Source organism: Clostridium cuniculi (assembly GCF_004353185.1).
GTDB lineage: Bacteria > Bacillota > Clostridia > Clostridiales > Clostridiaceae > Clostridium > Clostridium cuniculi.
In genome coordinates this window covers 1-19,415 of the sequence record NZ_SMUS01000044.1, presented here as the reverse complement: position 1 = coordinate 19,415, position 19,415 = coordinate 1, and the positions used below count along the sequence as shown (strand labels likewise).

The following is a 19,415-nucleotide window of genomic DNA, read 5'->3' as shown; positions in this document are numbered from 1 at the left end:
CTTTATATATTTTTTTAACTATTATTTAGTAATTATAACATATTTACATTAAAATATACTAAGTTCTAATTCTTCAGATAAATCTTTTAATATATGTATTCCACCAATACTATTTCCTTTACTATCTAAAGCTGGACCATATATACCTATTCCAAACCTTCTAGGAACTGTAGCAATTATTCCTCCTCCAACTCCTGATTTTGCTGGAACTCCAACATGTACTGCAAATTCTCCTGATGCATCATACATTCCGCAAGTAACCATTATTGTTTTAACTATTCTACAAATTTCTCTTGAAACTAAAACTTCATCATTCCAAGGTGCTATTCCATCATTTGCAATTACAGCTGAAAATCTTGCTAAATCCTTAGCTGTAGCTTCAATTGAACATTGTTTAAAATAAAGGTCTAATACTTCTTCTACGTTTCCTTCTAATATATTAGAACTTTTCATAAAGTAGGCTAATGATCTATTTCTATCTCCTGTTGCTTTTTCACTTTCATATATTTCTCTATTTATATCTATTGTAGGATTATTAGTTGCTCTTCTTAAAAAGTTTAGTATTCTTTGTAATTTATGCTCTTCATTTTCACCAAAAATAAGAGATGTTGTTACTATAGCTCCAGCATTAATCATTGGATTATATGGTCTATCTTGATTTCTTATTTCTAAGTTTACTATACTATTAAATCCCATTCCTGTTGGCTCAACATTTACTTTTTTAAATACGTTTTCCCTACCATTATCATTAAGTGCAATTATTAAACTAACAACCTTTGAAATACTTTGAATAGTGAACTTAACATCACTTTCTCCAGCCCAGTATTCTTCATTGTTTTTTATATCATATACACATAGCCCTAAATCTTCGCTATTTGCTTTTAAAAGAGCTGGTATATATGATGCAAGTTTACCATCTTGTGTATATTTTTTATTTTTTTCTACTAAGTTAATTAATAAATTTTTCATTCGTTCTCTTCCTTTTCATATTATATATGTAGTAATAATTATAGTTATTTTTATGCTTTCTTACAAGTTTATTCCCCCATTAAAAATGTAAATTATAATCTTTTTTATAAGAAATAATAAATAATATAATTACTACAAATAATTAAAGTATATATTAAACTTATTTAATTCATATAAATATGTGGTATAATTTACTATAATAAACAATGTAGGAGGGCTATATATGGATAAAAATTTATTAAAAAAATATGCTGAGTTAGCTGTAAATACAGGAGTTAATATTCAAAAAGATAATATATTAGTTATTACTTCACCAATTGAAACTGCAGAGTTTGCTAGACTTATTGCTGAAGAAGCTTATAAAGCTGGTGCTAAAGATGTAGTTGTACATTATGGTGATCAACAACTAACTAAAATAAAATTAGAAAATAGTTCTTTAGAAACTATCGCTGATTATCCTGCTTGGATGGCTGAAGGATATAATTATTATGCTAGACAAGGCGCTTGTTTTATTTCAATAGCTGCAAGTGATCCTGATGGATTAAAAGGTGTTTCAGTTGATAAAATAGGTACATCTCAAAAAGCTAGAACTACAGCTTTAAAAGAATATTATGATAACTCTATGTCTAATAAATGTCGTTGGTGCGTGTTATCAGTTCCTACACTTTCATGGGCTAAAAAAGTATTCCCTAATGTAAGTGATGAAGAGGCTATGGAATCTTTATGGAATGTTATATTTAAAACAGTAAGAGTTGATACTGAAAATCCAGTAACCGCTTGGGAAAAACATAATGCTTACTTAGAAGAAAAAATTAAATTTATGAATGATAATAACTTTAAAAGTGTACATTTAAAATCTTCAAACGGAACTGATTTAAACATCGAACTTCCAGAAGGTCATATTTGGGCTGGTGGTTCTGAAGGTGACGTTAAAGGAATACCTTTTAATGCAAATATGCCAACTGAAGAAGTCTTTACTTTACCTAAAAAAACAGGAGTTAATGGTGTAGTTTACTCTTCTAAACCATTAAGCTATGGTGGAAATTTAATAGATAATTTCTCTATTACTTTTAAAGATGGTAAAGCTGTAGATTTTACTGCTGAAACTGGTTATGATGTATTAAAGCAAATGCTTGATAGTGATGAAGGTGCTAAGTATCTAGGAGAAGTTGCTTTTGTTCCTTATGACTCACCTATTTCTAACTCAAAACTAATATTCTTTAACACATTATTCGATGAAAATGCAGCTTGTCACTTAGCTTTTGGTAGAGCTTATGAGTCTTGTGTAAAAGATGCAGATAAATATTCTGAAGAAGAACTAGAAAAAATAGGTGTTAACAATTCAGTTATTCATGTTGACTTTATGATTGGAACTAGCGATCTTGAAATCACTGGTATTAATAAAAATGGAGAAACTATTAAAATTTTCTCTAACGGAAATTGGGCATTTTAAAAATTAAAAGCAACCTGATTTGTATATAAATTATATATAATTTTATATAATTTTTATATTAATTTCATAGTTTAATATATTAAGCGAAAGGAGTGTTTCTTGCTAAACACTCCTTTTTTAATATTCACTATGTATTTTTAAAGTTTAATATTATCATTACCAAAATTTAATTACCATATTATTGCCCTATCTTTTGAGCACTATCTGGTCTTGGTTGGTCTTTACCTAATTTTCTTGATTCCTTAGAGTATCCAACTTCATTAGCAGTTTCTACTCTCATTTTTTGTAATTCAGCCTTAGTCTTTTGACCTGACTTTTTATTATCCTTTGAATTTTTATTATTTTTATGTGACATTCCTCTTCCCTCCTTTGCTACTTTTACGCTTATTTTATGCTTTCCATAACAAATTATGCTCTCAATAAGAATCCAATATATGGTTACGCCTCCGGGGTCCATCCAAATATTGGATTGACCCCGGAGGCGTAACCATTTTCTGTATTTTATTCTAATCTATTTCTTATTTCTTTAATAAATTCATATGTGTTAACAGTTTTAACTTCTTTCAAATCAGTAAGCATTGCTAAATCTTTAGTCATTACTCCCTCTTCAATTGTTTGTAATGAAGCTTTCTCTAACTTATCTGCAAAAGCAACTAATTCATCATTTCCATCCAATTCTCCTCTTTTTCTTAATGCACCTGTCCATGCAAAGATAGTTGCCATTGAATTTGTTGAAGTTTCTTCACCTTTTAAGTGTTTATAATAATGTCTTTGTACTGTTCCATGTGCTGCTTCATATTCATAATATCCTTCTGGTGACACTAAAACAGATGTCATCATTGCAAGAGATCCAAATGCTGTTGCAACCATATCACTCATAACATCTCCATCATAATTTTTACAAGCCCAAATAAATCCACCCTTAGATTTAATAACTCTTGCAACTGCATCATCAATTAATGTATAAAAATATTCAATATTAGCTTCTTTAAATTTTTCTTTATATTCTTCCTCAAATATTTCATTAAAAATATCTTTAAAAGTATGATCATATTTCTTAGAGATAGTATCTTTAGATGCAAACCATATATCTTGCTTTGTATCTAATGCAAAATTATAGCAACTTCTAGCAAAACTAGATATAGATTTATTAGTATTGTGCATTCCCATTACTACACCACTATCATTAAACTCATGAATAGTTTCTCTACTTTCTCTTCCCTCTTCATCAGTAAAAACTAATTCCGCTTTTCCTTTTCCTTCAATTTTCATTTCAACATTTTTATAAATATCACCATAAGCATGTCTAGCTATTGTAATTGGTGATTCCCATGTTCTAACAAAAGGTTTTATTGAACTAACTGTGATTGGAGCTCTAAAAACTGTTCCATCTAAAATTGCTCTTATAGTTCCATTAGGACTTTTCCACATTTCTTTTAAATTATATTCTTTTATTCTATCTGCATTTGGAGTTATAGTAGCACATTTTACTCCCACTCCGTACTTCTTTATAGCCTCTGCAGCTTCAACTGTTACCTTATCATCAGTCTCATTTCTATATTCTATCCCCAAATCATAATATTCAGTTTTTAAATCGATAAATGGATTTAATAGCTCCTCTTTTATCATACTCCAAATAACCCTAGTCATTTCATCTCCATCCATTTCAACTAATGGAGTTGTCATTTTAATTTTTTCCATAAATATAGCCCCCTTATTAGTAATTATTTATATAATTAACAATTATACCATATATTCCTATTGTTTTAAAGTTTTTTTGATAGAATATATTCAAATTCCTGCATTTTTATCTATTTATCCTATATTAAAATAAAATTTTATAAGAATTTATGAATTAATATTATTTTTTCTTGCATTTTATTCATAGAATAATCTTATTTTATATATTATTAGATAAAAAAAATTCAGTAACTTATCATTACTGAATTTTTTATTTTTTATATTTTATAGTATTCTAGTTTAGTACTATTATTATCTTATTTAACTTTTTATTATAAATACAAGTTGTGATTTCTTTTAATAATATTTAGGAATATTATTAATCTACTTCCTTATAATCTACATCAATTACTTCTCCATTACTATCATCTATACTACTTTTTTCATAAACATTTTGATTTTGACTTTGATTATAAGAATTATATGCTTCATTCTTATATTTTTTCTTTGCAAAAGCCATTTTACCCTTAAATATTATATAAGCTACTAATCCTGCTACTATAATAAAAGGTAAAAGGTATATAAAAAATCTAATTATCGCAATAAAAATTCCTATTCCAACTATCGTCCACAATATAGATTTTAAATTATTCATGTAACTCAACCTCATTTATACTATAATATTTAACTTATGTTATCATTATACTATCTATTAATTACTTTTGCAATATAAGTTATTAATTATTTTGTTAAGAGGTTATTAATACTCTTTATAGCTTTTGTTAATAATTTTCACTTATTTTGCTGTAAATTTATACACTATTTTCTTACTTTACAGTATCTCCAGAAGTTCCATTAGTTTTTTTAGCTATCATAGGTAGTATAAATCCTAATCCAATCAATACAAATGGTGTAATAACATTTAATGATACTTGGAACCACCAATCACCAGAAAATGTTTCAACACCACTTGGGAACATACCCATTATACAAGCAAATGCAGTAAATGCAAAACACCAAATTCCAATTCCCATAGCGAATTTGTCATTTTTTACAAATTTATAATCTGATTTATATCTATCAGCTGCTTTTTTAAGCCCTATAAACGCTAAGAATACCCAAAGATATCTCATTGGCATAACTACAGAATTTAATTGAAGTAACCAATCAAATAAAGAGTTCATATCTCCAATTCCAAGAGCTGGCACTATTATTAATATACCAACTAATATAGCTGTCATTATATATCCATTAATAGGAGCACCGTATTTATTAGTCTTAGTTAATGCTTTAGGTATAAACTTTCTATCTCCATCAGCTAAAAGAACTTTTAGTGGAGCATCTATAGAGAATACTAAGGCAGATATTTGAGCTAAGAAATTAGCTAATGCATAAATTACTATAAATAATTTTCCAACTCCATAATATTCACCTAGCATTTGGAATGCATAATATTGACCATTCATTTTTAAATCTGATGGTATATTATTAGCATCAAACATCATTGCCATTGCTATAGAACCTAGTAATGCAGATACTGCAACCATTATAGCTAATGTAATCATTCCCTTAGGGAAATCTCTACTTGGCTTTTTCATATCATTTACATATGGAGATATTTTTTCAGCTCCTCCAACTGCAAAAACTAACATTGATAATGTTGTAAAATATGAAAAATTAAAGTTTGGCATCATATTTTTAATACTAAAATCTACTGTTGCTGATTCTATTCCTCTAATTGACGGTGCAGCTAACATTAATACAACATATAAAAGAGACATAACAAATACTGATGTACCTGCTATTGTTCCTATCATCTTTAAAGATGTTACCCCTCTTGAAGCAACCCATAAAAAGAATAAAAATACTGCTAATGTTAATAATTGAGCCATTAATGGATCCATTCCTTTTATAAAGTTACCATCTTGCTTCACAGTCCATCCTAATGCGATTAAAGCCGCTTGTGGTTTCTGTGCTAAATATGGTATATGAACTACCCAATATGTCCATCCTGCAAAATAAGCTAAAGTAGTTCCAAAAGTTCCTCTTATCCAAGAACTTACTCCACCTTTACTATCTTTAAAAACAGACCCTAATTCACCTACCATTAATGCATAAGGTACAAAGTATAATCCAATTATAAGTACCCATGATACTACTACTGTTAATCCTTGATTAGCAAAGTTATTTACAACATTACCAAATCCCCACACCGATACAAAAGCCATCATAGCTAAATTGTACCAACGCAAATTTTTCTCTTGTTCACTCATTAAATTTCCTCCCTAGTATAGATGTACTATTTTATAATACATATGAAGAAATTGTTTGTCTATACTTTAACACTTAATACTTTTTATACCTTTTAATTAATTCATTTAATAATTTAACTGTTTGCACTGGATATTTACCAATAGATGTTTCTCCAGCTAATAAAAAACCAGTTGCTCCATTATTTATAAATGTATATATACTTTCTATTTCATTTATATTGCTGTTTAATCTACTTTTCATACTATCCAACACATGAGTTGCTATTATTATTTCTTTATTATATTTATCATCTCTTAATTTTTTCAATAGTTCAAATTCTTGTTCTACAGAAATCTCCATTCCACATTCCGGTACCAAATCACCTCTTGCAATAACAATTCCATCACTACAATTCATTATTTCTTTATAATTCTTCAATCCTATTATAGTTTCTAACTTTGAAAATATTTTTATATCATTTTGATTTCCTTTAACTTTTTTTATGTATTCTCTCACACATAATATATCTCTAGAACTTTCAACATAAGATTGCCCAATTATATTTATATTATTATCAATAGCCCATTTTAAATTTTCTTTATCCTTATCATTTAATGAATTTTCACCTAAATCAGCTCCAGGAATATTACATCCCTTTCCTCCTCTAACTACTCCAGTGTCTTTTGCTATTGCCTTTAAAAATATTTTATCTTTATCAATGATATCAAAATTCATAGTTCCATCTTTCATAGATATTTTTTTAATATCATTTTTCTCTATAACCTCAGATTTTATATTAAGAGGAATAATTTTAGATTTATCATTATTATTAACAATTAGAGAATATACATCAGAACTACAAAAATAAACTATATCATTAATATACACTTTAAATACACTTTTTAAATTTTCAGCTACTCTTACTTTCTTCCCACATAAATCTGCCATAATACTTATATCTTTTTTTATACTTCTAGAATCATTCAATATTTTTATAAATTCACTTTCGTAAAAATGAGAAAAGTTTAACCTAAAAATATCTACACCATTATTAATTAATTCAGCTAAAACTTTTCTATTTGATGAATTAGGTCCAATAGTTGCAATTATTTTCATTAATACCCTACCTATATATTGCTTATAAATTATACTATTATAATTTTTTTCTTTTTATTACATATTGTTACTTTTATATTTAAATAAACTATATTTTTATCATATATTCTTTTAATATAATTTCATAATAATTTACTTGCACATAAATCAATAAAAAACTATTTATATATTACTCTTGTTCTAAAATATACTTTTACAGAATAATTATTTATATAATCATTTTGTAGGAGGATGAAATGAAATACTTAAAGTTTATTTATATAATATTATTAACTACTCTTCTATCTGGCTGTGTTTTTAATGACCCTAAATACATAAACCTTAGAACTAAACCTAATCTTTATTATTACTCAAATGAAATTTACGAAAAAATAAAAAATAATGAAAGCTATTCACTTAAAGTCTTTGATGTTAACTTTTATGAATATCATAAAGTTGCAGAAGAAGATGAAGATGTTTTACCTTGTTTCTTAGAATCTTTAAATAATGATAACTATGTAAGTGAACTAAATTTAGAAGATGAACAAGTTAAATATAAACTTATAATTGAATTTGATAATGATAACTCAAAATATGTTATAAATGTTTATGATAAAAACTCTATAACACTTTTTCCTTGGGATGGGAATTTAGAAGAGGATATGATAAATATGACCGATGTTCCTCTACGAAATAATATTTATTCCTTTTGTGTATATATAATTAATAAAGCTCATTCTAATAACTAATTTAATAGATAATAAAATAAGACACTCAAAATATACTATAAATATTATAGATATTTTGAATGTCTTATTTTTTAATCTAATAATTCAAAAACTCTTTTATTTTTCAATGGATGTAATGCATATGGCGCTATTTCATTTAGTGGCTTTAACACAAAATCTCTTAAATGCATTAATGGATGTGGTAATATAACAAATTCATCATTACTTACTATATCATCATATAAAACAATATCTAAATCTATTATTCTTGGTCCCCATTTTATTTCTCTAACTCTTCCAAGTTCATGCTCTATTCTAAGAAGTTCAGACATAAGTTCTCTTGGTGTTAAATATGTTTCTACTTTAATTGCACCATTTAAAAATTCTTCTTGGTTTTCATTTCCCCATGGTTCTGTAACTATGAAAGATGAAACTTTAGAAATTTTTATTCCATTGACCTCTTCAATTTTTTTCATAGCATTTTTAAGGTTTTCTTCCTTATTTCCCATATTACTTCCCATTGCTATATAGGCAAAATGTCTCTCTCTATTAATTTCAACCGCTGCATAGTCTAAATGTCTTCCTATAGGTGCCCAAGGCTTTTTTAATAGAACTTTAACAGCCTTAACCATTGAGTAATTATCTAATATAAAGTTAGCAACTTTATTTACAACACTTTCAATTAAATCTAATGATTCCTCTTGGAAAACTTCTATAATCTTATGGCATAACTCACCATAATGAACTGACTTAGTTAAATCACAAGTTGTTGCAGCTTCTTTAATATCTAATGATAACTCTACTGATAGTATAAATTTTTGACCTAATGTCTTTTCTTCTTGAAAAACACCATGATTTGCAAAAATTTCAATATCCCTTAAATATATTTTATCCATTTTATTACCTACTTTGCTTTTAATATAGTGTCTGTCATAACAGCTACTCTTTTATTTTCTAAAACATCATGAACTCTGATAAATTCCATACCTTTCATTATTCCAACAACAGTAGTTGCAAGGGTCCCCTCTACTCTCTCATTAACTGGTAAATTTAAAGTTAATCCAATCATAGATTTTCTTGATGTACCTAAAAGTACTGGATATCCCATAGCTCTTATAACTTCACATTTATTCATTACCATTAGGTTTTCTTCATAAGTTTTAGCAAATCCTATACCTGGATCTAAAATTATATTTTCCTTTTTTACTCCAGCCTCTAAGGCAATATCAATGCTTTCTTGTAAATCATTTATTACATCTTCCATTAAATTTTCATAAGGCTTATCTTCCCTATTATGCATTAAAATAATTGGAACATTATATTTTGCAGCTACTTTAGCTATATTTTTATCATATTTAGCTCCCCAAATATCATTTATAATATCTGCTCCAGCTTTTATAGCTTCTTCTGCTGTTTGGCTTTTATATGTATCTATTGATATAGTAACATCTAACTCTTTTTTTATAGCCTTAATTATTGGAACTACTCTTTTTATTTCCTCTTCCTCAGTTACATATTCTGCTCCTGGTCTTGTTGATTCTCCACCAATATCTATAATATCAGCTCCATCTTCCACTAATTTTTTAGCTTGATTTACAGCAGCCTCTATTTCATTAAATTTTCCTCCATCTGAAAATGAATCTGGTGTTACATTTAATATTCCCATTATATAAGTTCTTTCACCTAACTTATACTCCTTATTTCCTATTCTCAAATCCTTTCTCCTCCTTTAACTTTAATATGTTATTTTAAAGTTTTTCTTTTCACTACTCCAATAACATTCTTTTTCAGCCTTACAATTAAAACATTGTCTTGATAGTTTATCAGCCTTATATATTATTTCTTCTAACTTATTATCACTTTCTTTTCTATGATTAGCAATGCCATTTAAAATAATATTAATTTCCTCATCTGTAAAGCTTGTTTCTTTTAATATTTCTTTACTCATTTCTACACTAGCAACATCATGATGGATACCTTCTTCATATTGCTTTACTCTACCTATATCATGTAATAATCCTATAGCATAAATAACTTCTTTTGAAACATTTAATTTTTCTTCTAAAACCATTATATATGCAATTCTTGACACATCCATAAAATGTTCTATAGTATGGTTACAAAATTCTCTATTTCTTTCATACTCACTTAATTTTTCTAAAGCTTGCTTATACTCTTTATTATTAAGAATTATATTTATATTCTCCATATTACACCTATCTTATAAAGTTCATAACTTCTCTTCTTAGCTCTATATCTTCTCTAAATACTCCTCTATAAGTAGTAGTTACAGTCTTAGCTCCAGGTTTCTTAACTCCTCTCATAGTCATACATGTATGCTCTGCTTCAATTACAACCATAGCACCTTCTGCATCTAAATATTTCATTAAGGCATCTGCAATTTCTGTTGTTAATCTTTCTTGTAATTGAGGTTTCTTAGCATAGATTTCAACTGTTCTTGCAAGCTTTGAAAGTCCTGCTACTTTTCCCTTAGGTATATAAGCTATATGCACTTTCCCAAAGAAAGGTACTAAATGATGCTCACACATAGAAAAAAATGTTATATTCTTTTCTAATACTAAATCATTATTTTCTACAGAAAATGTTTTAGATAATACTTCTTTAGCATCCTTACCTATTCCCTCGAAAATTTCCATATACATTCTTGCTATTCTATCAGGTGTTTCTATTAAGCCTTCTCTATTTACATCTTCTCCTACACCCTCTAATATTAATTTTACACCTTCCATTATCTTTTCTTTATTCATGTTTTTCGCCTCCATTTATTGCTTTATCATATTGCTCTTTTATTTCTTCAATAATCTCACTCTTAAATAGCTTGTTTTCTATATTAGAAACTTTTATAACCCCAACTAATGAATTAGTTAAGAAAACTTCATCACTATTTAATAATTCTTCCTTCGTTATTCTTTTCTCTATTACATCAAAGTTATTAATAACCCACTGACGAACTATTCCTGGCAATAATCCACATTTAATTGATGGAGTATATATTATTTTATCTTTAATAATAAAAATATTAGTTGTGCATCCTTCACATAGATTACCTTGTTCATTAAAAAAAATAGATTCGTTTAATTCTTTTCTTTTACATACTTCATATTCTATAATATTTTCTAAATAATTTAAAGTTTTAAAGGCTACTATTCTAGATGTTGAATTTCTCAAAACCTTAGAAATTCCAACTTTAAAGCCTTTTTCATAATCATTATCTTTATATTTTATTTCTCTTACAGAATAAATTAAATTTTTCTCAGTTACAGTAATTTTTAAAGCTTTATTTTTTATATTATGTTGATTTATAAAATGAATTACATCCTCTATAGCTATTAACTCACCTAACTCTAGCTCTATAATTGACTTATTTAATCTATTTATATGCTCTTCTAAAAATATTGGAATTTTCTTTACTAATATAGTTTCAAAAACTCCTCTACCAAAAAAGACTCCACTATCTATACTTATATTATCATTATCATATATAACTTTTCTCATATACTACCTTCTTATAATACTCTCATTAAGGCCCTTGCCTTATCTAATGTTTCATTATACTCATCTTCCTCTATTGAATCATAAGTGATTCCACCACCAACACCAAAGAATGCCTTATTATCCTTCTTTATTATTGTTCTAATTACTATATTAAAATCACAATTACCTCTAAAATCAAAATATCCTATAGACCCTGTGTAAATGTTTCTTTTAATACCTTCTAACTCTTCAATTATTTCCATAGCTCTTATTTTAGGGGTTCCTGTTATTGAACCACCTGGAAAACATTCTTTTATACATCTTACAGATGAAACATCATTCTTTAGTTCACCTTCTACTGTAGAAACTAAATGAAATACTGTAGCATACTCTTCTAATTTAAAGTTCTCAGTTACCTTAACTGTATGTGGCTTACAAACCTTGCTAAAATCATTTCTCTCTAAATCTACAACCATCAATAGCTCCGCCTTATCTTTCTCGCTATTAATAAGCTCTAATTTATTTTTTTCATCCTCTTCTGCATTATGTCCCCTAGGTCTTGTCCCCTTTATAGGTCTTGTATGTGCTTTATTGTTAAATACTTGAATAAATCTCTCTGGTGATGAACTTATTATTTGAAAATCTTCAAAGTTTAAATATGCTGAAAATGGTGCTTTATTTATGCTTCTTAACTTCTTATATATATTGAAGGAATCATCTTCATTATAACACCAAAACCTTTGTGTCATATTTGCAATATAAACATCCCCAGATACTATATATTCCTTTAATCTAGTAACTGCTTTCTTATAATCTTCTTTAATGAAATTTGAATAAAAAATATTTTCACTTTTTTCACATACCATTTCATCATTAATCTTTTCTCCATTATGTATTACCGTTAAAATACTTTCTATATTTTCAATATTTCCATCTAAATCAGTTATATATTTTTTATCATTAATTAAATCAAATATTATTATATTTTTATAAAAGATAAATCTCATATCAGGAATATTAAAATCTTCTTTAGATGTATTAGGTAATTCTTCTAATAATCTCCCAGCATCATAAGAAATATACCCAATGCCTCCACTTAGAAATGGTATAATATCTTGAATATCATTTTTATACTCATATATTAGATTTTCTAATACCTTAAAGGGATCTCCTTCAATTATATTATCATTTATATATGCTTTTTCATTTTTCACTTCAAATCTTAAAAATGGATTTATTCCAATAAAAGAATACTTAGAAAGATTTTTATCTTCCTTAGAACTATCCAATAATATAGTATCTTTTTCATCTTTAAATAAATTATATACTTCAAATGCATTTAATTTACTATTAAACTCTCTTTTAATTAACCCCACTTAACTTCACTCCTAATAGTATTTTTATTAGCATTTCTTATTTTCATTGCTAAATTCTTTTGTTATTTTGATAAAATTGTTTAAAATTTTATGACCCTCTTCTGTCATCTCAGCTTCTGGATGGAATTGAACTCCATATATAGGATACTCTCTATGCTTAATTCCCATTATTACTTTATCTTCAGTTTCACTAGTTATTTCAATAGCATCTGGTAAATTCTCTCTACTTACTATTAAAGAATGATATCTTGTAACTCTTAATGGATTTTTCACATTATGAAATAGATCCTTATTATTATGAGTTATATTAAAGATTTTCCCATGAACTGGCTCACTTCCTTTTTTTATAACTGCATTAAAATAATAACCTATACATTGATGTCCTAAACAAATTCCCAATATAGGAAGTTTCCCCTTAAATTTATCAATAATATCTAAACTTAAACCAGCCTCTTTAGGTGACTTTGGTCCCGGTGAAATTACTATTCCATCTATATTCATATTTTGAATATCTTCAATACTAATTTTATCATTTCTATAAATAACAATCTCTTCCCCTAACTCTTCAAAATATCTAACTAAGTTATATACAAAAGAGTCATAATTATCAATCATTAAAAGCATTATATTCCTCCAACTTCATTTGTACTTTTTTATTCTAAGCTATATTTTTTTATTTAAACATAAATTATTAATAATATGTTACTTATATTTTATAAGCTTATCTATAAAGAAGCTATCTCATTATTCCTGCATTTTTATTGCATTATTAATGAATAAATTATATCATAGCTTTATATACTACAAAACATTTACTTGAAAGGAGTTTAATTTTATTATGATTATATGTGATTTACATACACACTCTACTGCATCAGATGGTAAATATTCACCTAAAGATGTTGTTAGAAAGGCTTATAATAGAGGAGTAAAATATTTAGCACTAACTGATCATGATACTCTATCTGGTATAAATGAAGCAAAAGCTGAAGCTGAAAAATTAGACATTCATTTTATTCCTGGCGTAGAATTATCTACAACTTATAAAGGAGAAACTATTCATATTTTAGGATACTTTAAAGGTGATGATTATAAAAATCCAGATTTAAATAAATTTTTAGAGAATTTAAAAACCAAAAGAATTGAACGTGCACATGAAATAGTTAGAAGATTAAAGAAATTTAATGATATTGAAATAGATGTTAATGAAGTTCTTAAAAATGGTAAAGATACTATTGCAAGACCTCATATAGCTAAAGCTATAATAGATGCTGGATATCCTTATACAAAAGAATATATTTTTGATAATTTTATTGGCGATCACTGTCCTGCATATATACCAGCAAATAAATTAGAAGCTGAAGAAGGAATTAAACTATTAAGAAACTATAACGCTGTTGTAATTTTAGCTCATCCTGTACTATTAAAGAAACTACATGTACTTGATGTACTTCATCTTGATTTTGATGGTATTGAAGGTATATATGGTCTTAACACTCCAGAAGAGACTGAAAATTTCTTAAAGATTGTAGATAAAAAAGACATATTAACTTCTTGTGGTTCTGACTCACATGGTCATGAAGAAGATGATACAAAGCATGGAATTTTAGGTTCTCAATCAATGGAAGAACATAGATTAGAAAAGTTTTTAAATAAACTTAATTATAAATAAGAGTTGCTTTTTGCAACTCTTATTTTAGTTTAATTAGCGTTAACTAAATTTTATTCTTCAATTAAAAATGCTTTATATCCATTTTTAGTTTCATATATATCTACTTTACTAGATACTTCCCATGGAGCATGCATGTTTTGTAAAGCAACACCACAATCTATAACTTCCATATTATATTGAGCTAAAATATAAGCGATAGTACCACCGCCACCTTGGTCAACTTTACCAAGTTCTGCAGTTTGATATGCTACATGATTTTTGTCCATAATTTTTCTAAGCCAAGCAACAAATTCTGGATTTGCATCATTACATCCACTTTTTCCTCTTGCTCCAGTATATTTACTAAATACTAATCCTCTTCCAAAGTAAGCAGTATTTTTCTTTTCACAAACTCCTGGATAATTTGGATCAAAGGCTGCAGTAACATCTGCTGATAACATTAATGAATTTTGAAGTGCTCTCTTTAATTTTAATTCTGAATATTGTCCCATTCTATCCATAACTTCAGCTAAAGAATTTTCAAAGAATCTTGAATGCATTCCTGTAGCCCCAATACTTCCTACTTCTTCTTTATCTACTAATAATATAACTGAAGTTTTTTCTACACTTTCAACTTCTAGTAATGCCATTAATGAAGTATATGCACATATTCTATCATCCTGACCATACCCCATTACCATGCTCTTATCTAAACCTAAATCCCTAGCTTTACCTGCTGGTACAATTTCAAACTCAGCTGAAATAAAATCTTCTTCTTCAAAATCATATTTATCTTTTAGAAGAACTAATATATTTTCCTTAACAGCTTCTTTTTCCTTACCTTCTAATGGTATATTTCCTACAAGAACATTTAAATCTTCTCCTGCAATAACTTCATTTGCTTTCTTTTGTAATTGTTCTGCTGAAAGATGTATTAAAAGATCTGAAATTCCTAATACAGGATCATTATCATCTTCACCTATTACTACATTAATTTTTGTTCCATCTTTTTTAACTACAATTCCATGTAATGCAAGTGGTAATGCTACCCATTGATATTTCTTCACTCCACCATAATAGTGAGTATCCATTAAAGCTAAATCACTATCCTCATATAATGGATTTTGCTTTAAATCTAATCTTGGAGAATCAACATGAGAACCTATAATTCTCATTCCATTTTCAATTGAATCTTTTCCTATTAAATATAAAGCTAAAGATTTATCTTTATTATTAGAGTAAACCTTATCCCCAACTTTTAAAGTCTCATTATTTTTTATTATTTCATCTAAATTTCTATATCCTTTTTCTTCTGCTAATCTTATAGCTTCATGGATACATTCTCTTTCTGTTTTTCCTACTGAAAGATAATTTTTATATCCTTCACAAAACTTAAAAATCTCTTGCTTTCCATTTTCATCATATTTTAGCCATGCATTCTTTTTATCATCTTTACTCATAATATAGCCCTCCTTATTCTTCCTCACTAACTTCACACATTCTTTGTTCTATAATATCTACTGGTGTAACATCAGACATTAATGAATGTCTATAATTACCTGCTGCAGCTTCTATTATAACTGCAATATTTCTTCCTGGTCTTACAGGCACTCTTAATCTTCTAACATTTACCCCAAGTATTTCTTGTGTTTCCTTATCAATACCTAATCTATCATAATCTCCATCATCTTTCCAATGCTCAAAATGCATTAATAAATTTATGTCTTTTGATGGTAATATAGAACTTAATCCATATAATGAAGATATATCAATAATACCTATACCTCTAACCTCTAACATTCCAATAGTTATTCTAGGCGATGTACCTATTAAACTTCCATCTATTTCTTTAATATCAACTGCATCATCAGATACTAATCTATGTCCTCTTTTAATAAGCTCTAATGCAGTTTCACTTTTCCCAATTCCACTTTCCCCTGTTATAAGTATACCTATACCATATACATCCATTAAAACACCATGTAATCTAGTTTCTGGAGCAAGTTTTCCTGCTAGATACATAGTAAGTTTACTTATAAACTTTGTTGTAACCATATTAGTTCTTAATAACCATGACTTTGATTTTTTAGCCGCCTTAAGAAATTCATTATGTGGCTCTAAACCTCTAGTAATGATTATACATTTAGAATCAAAACTAAAATACTTATTAATTCTTTTTCTCATTAACTCTATTCCCATGTCATCTAAAAAGCTCCATTCAGCTTTTCCTATAACTTGGATTCTTTCAGGTGCAAAATAATTATAAAAACCAGCTAACTGTAATCCAGGTCTATTTATATCGTTAACAGATATCTTTACATTCTTTTCGCCCTCAACTAAAACTTCTAATTCAAAATCTGATATTAACTTCTCTACAGTAACTGACAATATTAATCACCTTCTACTTCTTTTTATTCTTAGGCTCAATACCCTCTAATTGTGCTCTAAGGTTTGCCTTATAGCTATCTATATATCTTCTTCTTAGGATTTGTTGCTCTTCTTTTTCTTGTTCAGTTAAACCTTCTTCTTTACTCTTCTTATATAATTCATTTATTCTAACCACTACATCTTCAATTTTTGCTTTTGTATAATCCATTTTTTTCATCCTTCCTTTTTATTAGTATTTTAAATGATTAATAAATTTCAATTCATTTAATCTAACTTATTTTTATTTTACATTTATTTCTTTTTAATATCAACTTTAAATATTTTTTATTTCATCTTTTTGATATTTTCGGCAAATTATTTCTTCTTTTTCTACCTCCACTCTATCATATATTATTTACAAATTTCATTTTAAAGATACTTATGTTTCTTTAAGTAATGTTTTGTAAAACTTTGCGATATTATATTATTTTACTTTTTTACCATTTATGCTATAATAATCCATATAATGTTAATTAATATCAAAAGGAGGTGCTTTATGAATAAAAAAAATCTTAAAAAGAAAATTATTCTACAAAAGATAACTTTAAATTTACTTTTGAAATTTCTATCTCCTCGAAATAGATTTGTTATATACATATCCCAAAATTTGGACGAGCATATATGGCAATATCAACATCTTATTTATAAAAAATATAAAAGAAAAAATTCAAATAAATATTCTATATCAAAATCAAAAGCTGCATAACATGAAAAAAACACCTCAAAAATTGAGGTGTTTAATTCTAATTTACTCCCAACATGCCGGTCGCTTAAATATTCACACCTGCAGCTCGCAGGTGGGTTCTGCTCAATTTGCTTCAGCCATCTTCTGATCTTATGAAGCCCGACATCCACAAACATGTTGCAAATCCCGTAAATATAATGTAGGTTGAACATCATAAGCTAAACGCACATCTCAGGATTTCATGCTTTTATTATATCAAATTATATAGAAAGTTCAATAGTAATCTATTCCATTTCGTAAAAATTATTTAGACATGTAATCCTTTACTACCTCTTCTATTGATATATTGCTATCTTCTTCGGTAAATAAAGCCATAAATTGCACATAATCGCTAGTTTTTTCAGTCATTTGAATAGCCATCATTTCACCTTCAATTTCTAACTCTTCTATTATATCTTCTATAATTTCCAATACTTCATCATTTGCAAAATCATAAAGGTATGGGAAATAGTATTCATTATACCATTCCTTGCTATACTCCTCTAAATTGCTTTCTTCATTTGAATAAGCTTTTGCTGCATCTAATACATCTTTATCAAAATCAAAGTAGAAGTTTATTAAAACAAAATCTTCACCTTTTTTTAAAACCTCTATATCTGATAACTCATTTTCATTTAATATTTTTATAATTTGTGATTCTTGCACTTTTTTTCTCCTTATAACTAATATAATAACTTATTATATTCTTTCTTTACTGCTATAAATTCTTTATCATCTTCTACAAGATTTAACTCTTGTTTTCCATCCACTTCATCTATTCTAAATACGTAAATATCCTCGCTATCCTTATCTTCTACAGGAGCTAATAATAGATACTCCTTATCTTCTAAATAGATTCTAGCAATAGCTTCAAACTGAACCTTATTTCCACTCTCATCTAAGAAAGTCATTATTTGAACTTCTTCATTTTGAACGTTTTTTATATCTTCACTCATTAAATTATTCTCCTTCTCTTCTAATGGTATACTATTTTAAAATTTTACTATAAAAGCTTATCACAAAATAGCTTTTCATTACAACATTTAGATACATATAATCTTAATTTTCTTTCAGCTGCATCTCTTCTAGCATGCATACACACAATTTTTTTACAATTACTACAGTATATCTTATATTTGTACTTGGACAAATCTGATTTTAATTCATTATTATATTTAAATGTAGTATTACTAGATATACCACTTTTAATACAACAAGCTTTAAAAAATTTATTATGTCCATTATTAGTATTAGTTATAGTATTACAGTAATAATGTAGATACTCATGAATTATTACCTCTCTAACTATCTCTTCACTATACTTACCATTTAGTAACCCTTCAGCAAATACAAATTTTAAAGGTTTTATTTTATTATTAGTTTTTTCATAAAAGAAGGCTCCCATTCTTTTCTTAGCTCTTTTAGATATTTCTATTTTTATATCACATGGATAATTCCATTTTTCTGATATTTCGTTTATAATTATTTTTATATCTTCTACAGACCAAACTTTATACATAATTTACTCCTAAATTACAACTAATTAAATAGAATATTTCTTATT

At 27.1% G+C, this 19,415-nt stretch carries 23 protein-coding genes and 1 other RNA gene; 4 read left to right on the top strand and 20 right to left on the bottom strand.

Going from position 1 to position 19,415, the window contains the following annotated elements:
* Positions 1-48: 48 nt before the first annotated feature.
* Entirely contained in the window at positions 49-969 is a 921-nt protein-coding gene (glsA, locus tag EJJ37_RS17035) for a glutaminase A (RefSeq protein ID WP_133016689.1), read from the bottom strand.
* Between the two features lie 223 nt (positions 970-1,192).
* Between glsA and EJJ37_RS17030 the strand changes: the two genes are divergently transcribed.
* Entirely contained in the window at positions 1,193-2,422 is a 1,230-nt protein-coding gene (locus EJJ37_RS17030; RefSeq protein WP_133016688.1) for an aminopeptidase, read from the top strand.
* Between the two features lie 178 nt (positions 2,423-2,600).
* On the opposite strand, the gene EJJ37_RS17025 is transcribed toward EJJ37_RS17030, so the two are convergent.
* The 5 genes from EJJ37_RS17025 to EJJ37_RS17005 all read right to left on the bottom strand — a co-directional run bounded on the left by EJJ37_RS17025 (position 2,601) and on the right by EJJ37_RS17005 (position 7,471).
* Positions 2,601-2,777 carry a small, acid-soluble spore protein, alpha/beta type gene (locus EJJ37_RS17025; RefSeq protein WP_070098824.1) on the bottom strand — a complete coding sequence of 59 codons (177 nt, stop codon included), beginning with the start codon at positions 2,775-2,777 and terminating at the stop codon, positions 2,601-2,603.
* 146 nt (positions 2,778-2,923) lie between these two features.
* Complete coding sequence (locus EJJ37_RS17020; protein ID WP_133016687.1) at positions 2,924-4,123, bottom strand: NADP-dependent isocitrate dehydrogenase; 1,200 nt, start codon at positions 4,121-4,123, stop codon at positions 2,924-2,926.
* Positions 4,124-4,481: 358 nt separating this feature from the next.
* On the bottom strand, positions 4,482-4,757 hold the full coding sequence (locus EJJ37_RS17015) for a hypothetical protein (RefSeq protein ID WP_226891519.1): 276 nt from the start codon (positions 4,755-4,757) through the stop codon (positions 4,482-4,484).
* A gap of 172 nt (positions 4,758-4,929) precedes the next feature.
* The gene (locus EJJ37_RS17010; RefSeq protein WP_133016686.1) at positions 4,930-6,375 is read right to left on the bottom strand and encodes an amino acid permease; all 1,446 of its coding nucleotides are present in this window, start codon (positions 6,373-6,375) and stop codon (positions 4,930-4,932) included.
* 73 nt (positions 6,376-6,448) lie between these two features.
* Positions 6,449-7,471: a pyruvate kinase gene (locus EJJ37_RS17005; RefSeq protein WP_133016685.1), complete on the bottom strand. Its 1,023-nt coding sequence runs from the start codon at positions 7,469-7,471 to the stop codon at positions 6,449-6,451.
* A gap of 236 nt (positions 7,472-7,707) precedes the next feature.
* Between EJJ37_RS17005 and EJJ37_RS17000 the strand changes: the two genes are divergently transcribed.
* Positions 7,708-8,199: a DUF4883 family protein gene (locus EJJ37_RS17000; RefSeq protein ID WP_133016684.1), complete on the top strand. Its 492-nt coding sequence runs from the start codon at positions 7,708-7,710 to the stop codon at positions 8,197-8,199.
* Positions 8,200-8,270: 71 nt separating this feature from the next.
* Here the strand turns inward: EJJ37_RS17000 and folK are convergent, their stop codons facing one another.
* The 7 genes from folK to EJJ37_RS16965 are packed head-to-tail and all read right to left on the bottom strand — an operon-like array spanning position 8,271 to position 13,673.
* On the bottom strand, positions 8,271-9,074 hold the full coding sequence (folK, locus tag EJJ37_RS16995) for a 2-amino-4-hydroxy-6-hydroxymethyldihydropteridine diphosphokinase (protein ID WP_133016683.1): 804 nt from the start codon (positions 9,072-9,074) through the stop codon (positions 8,271-8,273).
* An 8-nt stretch (positions 9,075-9,082) separates the two neighbouring features.
* On the bottom strand, positions 9,083-9,892 hold the full coding sequence (folP, locus tag EJJ37_RS16990) for a dihydropteroate synthase (RefSeq protein WP_133016682.1): 810 nt from the start codon (positions 9,890-9,892) through the stop codon (positions 9,083-9,085).
* Positions 9,893-9,913: 21 nt separating this feature from the next.
* The gene (locus EJJ37_RS16985; RefSeq protein WP_133016681.1) at positions 9,914-10,387 is read right to left on the bottom strand and encodes an HD domain-containing protein; all 474 of its coding nucleotides are present in this window, start codon (positions 10,385-10,387) and stop codon (positions 9,914-9,916) included.
* 7 nt (positions 10,388-10,394) lie between these two features.
* On the bottom strand, positions 10,395-10,946 hold the full coding sequence (gene folE / locus EJJ37_RS16980; protein WP_133016680.1) for a GTP cyclohydrolase I FolE: 552 nt from the start codon (positions 10,944-10,946) through the stop codon (positions 10,395-10,397).
* Positions 10,939-11,694 (bottom strand): aminotransferase class IV, encoded by a 756-nt coding sequence (locus tag EJJ37_RS16975; RefSeq protein WP_133016679.1) that lies wholly within the window; start codon positions 11,692-11,694, stop codon positions 10,939-10,941. Before EJJ37_RS16975 ends, folE begins: the two co-directional genes overlap by 8 nt.
* Positions 11,695-11,705: 11 nt before the next feature.
* The gene (gene pabB / locus EJJ37_RS16970; RefSeq protein WP_133016678.1) at positions 11,706-13,049 is read right to left on the bottom strand and encodes an aminodeoxychorismate synthase component I; all 1,344 of its coding nucleotides are present in this window, start codon (positions 13,047-13,049) and stop codon (positions 11,706-11,708) included.
* Between the two features lie 27 nt (positions 13,050-13,076).
* Positions 13,077-13,673 carry an anthranilate synthase component II gene (locus EJJ37_RS16965; RefSeq protein ID WP_133016677.1) on the bottom strand — a complete coding sequence of 199 codons (597 nt, stop codon included), beginning with the start codon at positions 13,671-13,673 and terminating at the stop codon, positions 13,077-13,079.
* Between the two features lie 214 nt (positions 13,674-13,887).
* On the opposite strand from EJJ37_RS16965, the gene EJJ37_RS16960 reads away from it, so the two are divergent.
* Positions 13,888-14,721, top strand: a complete 834-nt coding sequence (locus tag EJJ37_RS16960; protein ID WP_133016676.1) for a PHP domain-containing protein — start codon at positions 13,888-13,890, stop codon at positions 14,719-14,721.
* A gap of 50 nt (positions 14,722-14,771) precedes the next feature.
* Here the strand turns inward: EJJ37_RS16960 and EJJ37_RS16955 are convergent, their stop codons facing one another.
* From EJJ37_RS16955 to EJJ37_RS16945, 3 genes are read right to left on the bottom strand one after another with little or no spacing between them, the layout of a single operon-like run.
* Positions 14,772-16,160: an aminopeptidase gene (locus EJJ37_RS16955; protein WP_133016675.1), complete on the bottom strand. Its 1,389-nt coding sequence runs from the start codon at positions 16,158-16,160 to the stop codon at positions 14,772-14,774.
* A 13-nt stretch (positions 16,161-16,173) separates the two neighbouring features.
* Entirely contained in the window at positions 16,174-17,088 is a 915-nt protein-coding gene (gene hprK / locus EJJ37_RS16950; RefSeq protein WP_133016674.1) for an HPr(Ser) kinase/phosphatase, read from the bottom strand.
* Between the two features lie 13 nt (positions 17,089-17,101).
* Positions 17,102-17,296, bottom strand: coding sequence for a DUF896 domain-containing protein (locus tag EJJ37_RS16945; RefSeq protein WP_133016673.1), 195 nt, complete (start codon positions 17,294-17,296; stop codon positions 17,102-17,104).
* A 327-nt stretch (positions 17,297-17,623) separates the two neighbouring features.
* On the opposite strand from EJJ37_RS16945, the gene EJJ37_RS16940 reads away from it, so the two are divergent.
* The gene (locus EJJ37_RS16940; protein WP_133016672.1) at positions 17,624-17,833 is read left to right on the top strand and encodes a hypothetical protein; all 210 of its coding nucleotides are present in this window, start codon (positions 17,624-17,626) and stop codon (positions 17,831-17,833) included.
* Between the two features lie 41 nt (positions 17,834-17,874).
* Here EJJ37_RS16940 and ssrS read toward each other — a convergent pair.
* From ssrS to EJJ37_RS16920, 4 genes are all read right to left on the bottom strand, one after another.
* A non-coding RNA gene (ssrS, locus tag EJJ37_RS16935) (6S RNA) lies at positions 17,875-18,053 on the bottom strand.
* Positions 18,054-18,115: 62 nt separating this feature from the next.
* On the bottom strand, positions 18,116-18,517 hold the full coding sequence (locus EJJ37_RS16930; protein WP_133016671.1) for a hypothetical protein: 402 nt from the start codon (positions 18,515-18,517) through the stop codon (positions 18,116-18,118).
* A gap of 17 nt (positions 18,518-18,534) precedes the next feature.
* Positions 18,535-18,807 carry a DUF1292 domain-containing protein gene (locus EJJ37_RS16925; RefSeq protein ID WP_133016670.1) on the bottom strand — a complete coding sequence of 91 codons (273 nt, stop codon included), beginning with the start codon at positions 18,805-18,807 and terminating at the stop codon, positions 18,535-18,537.
* Positions 18,808-18,854: 47 nt separating this feature from the next.
* Positions 18,855-19,370, bottom strand: a complete 516-nt coding sequence (locus tag EJJ37_RS16920) for a SprT-like domain-containing protein (protein ID WP_133016669.1) — start codon at positions 19,368-19,370, stop codon at positions 18,855-18,857.
* Positions 19,371-19,415: the final 45 nt, after the last annotated feature.

Bases quoted from the DNA above. Each gene is read 5' to 3' on its own strand.
- EJJ37_RS17025 (WP_070098824.1), bottom strand. From the start codon at position 2,777: ATGTCACATAAAAATAATAAAAATTCAAAGGATAATAAAAAGTCAGGT.
- EJJ37_RS17005 (WP_133016685.1), bottom strand. From the start codon at position 7,471: ATGAAAATAATTGCAACTATTGGACCTAATTCATCAAATAGAAAAGTT.
- glsA (WP_133016689.1), bottom strand. From the start codon at position 969: ATGAAAAATTTATTAATTAACTTAGTAGAAAAAAATAAAAAATATACA.
- folK (WP_133016683.1), bottom strand. From the start codon at position 9,074: ATGGATAAAATATATTTAAGGGATATTGAAATTTTTGCAAATCATGGT.
- EJJ37_RS16975 (WP_133016679.1), bottom strand. From the start codon at position 11,694: ATGAGAAAAGTTATATATGATAATGATAATATAAGTATAGATAGTGGA.
- EJJ37_RS16955 (WP_133016675.1), bottom strand. From the start codon at position 16,160: ATGAGTAAAGATGATAAAAAGAATGCATGGCTAAAATATGATGAAAAT.
- EJJ37_RS17015 (WP_226891519.1), bottom strand. From the start codon at position 4,757: ATGAATAATTTAAAATCTATATTGTGGACGATAGTTGGAATAGGAATT.
- EJJ37_RS17000 (WP_133016684.1), top strand. From the start codon at position 7,708: ATGAAATACTTAAAGTTTATTTATATAATATTATTAACTACTCTTCTA.
- EJJ37_RS16920 (WP_133016669.1), bottom strand. From the start codon at position 19,370: ATGTATAAAGTTTGGTCTGTAGAAGATATAAAAATAATTATAAACGAA.
- folE (WP_133016680.1), bottom strand. From the start codon at position 10,946: ATGAATAAAGAAAAGATAATGGAAGGTGTAAAATTAATATTAGAGGGT.
- EJJ37_RS16945 (WP_133016673.1), bottom strand. From the start codon at position 17,296: ATGGATTATACAAAAGCAAAAATTGAAGATGTAGTGGTTAGAATAAAT.
- EJJ37_RS16925 (WP_133016670.1), bottom strand. From the start codon at position 18,807: ATGAGTGAAGATATAAAAAACGTTCAAAATGAAGAAGTTCAAATAATG.
- EJJ37_RS17010 (WP_133016686.1), bottom strand. From the start codon at position 6,375: ATGAGTGAACAAGAGAAAAATTTGCGTTGGTACAATTTAGCTATGATG.
- EJJ37_RS16940 (WP_133016672.1), top strand. From the start codon at position 17,624: ATGAATAAAAAAAATCTTAAAAAGAAAATTATTCTACAAAAGATAACT.
- EJJ37_RS16965 (WP_133016677.1), bottom strand. From the start codon at position 13,673: ATGCTTTTAATGATTGATAATTATGACTCTTTTGTATATAACTTAGTT.
- EJJ37_RS16985 (WP_133016681.1), bottom strand. From the start codon at position 10,387: ATGGAGAATATAAATATAATTCTTAATAATAAAGAGTATAAGCAAGCT.
- EJJ37_RS17030 (WP_133016688.1), top strand. From the start codon at position 1,193: ATGGATAAAAATTTATTAAAAAAATATGCTGAGTTAGCTGTAAATACA.
- EJJ37_RS16960 (WP_133016676.1), top strand. From the start codon at position 13,888: ATGATTATATGTGATTTACATACACACTCTACTGCATCAGATGGTAAA.
- EJJ37_RS17020 (WP_133016687.1), bottom strand. From the start codon at position 4,123: ATGGAAAAAATTAAAATGACAACTCCATTAGTTGAAATGGATGGAGAT.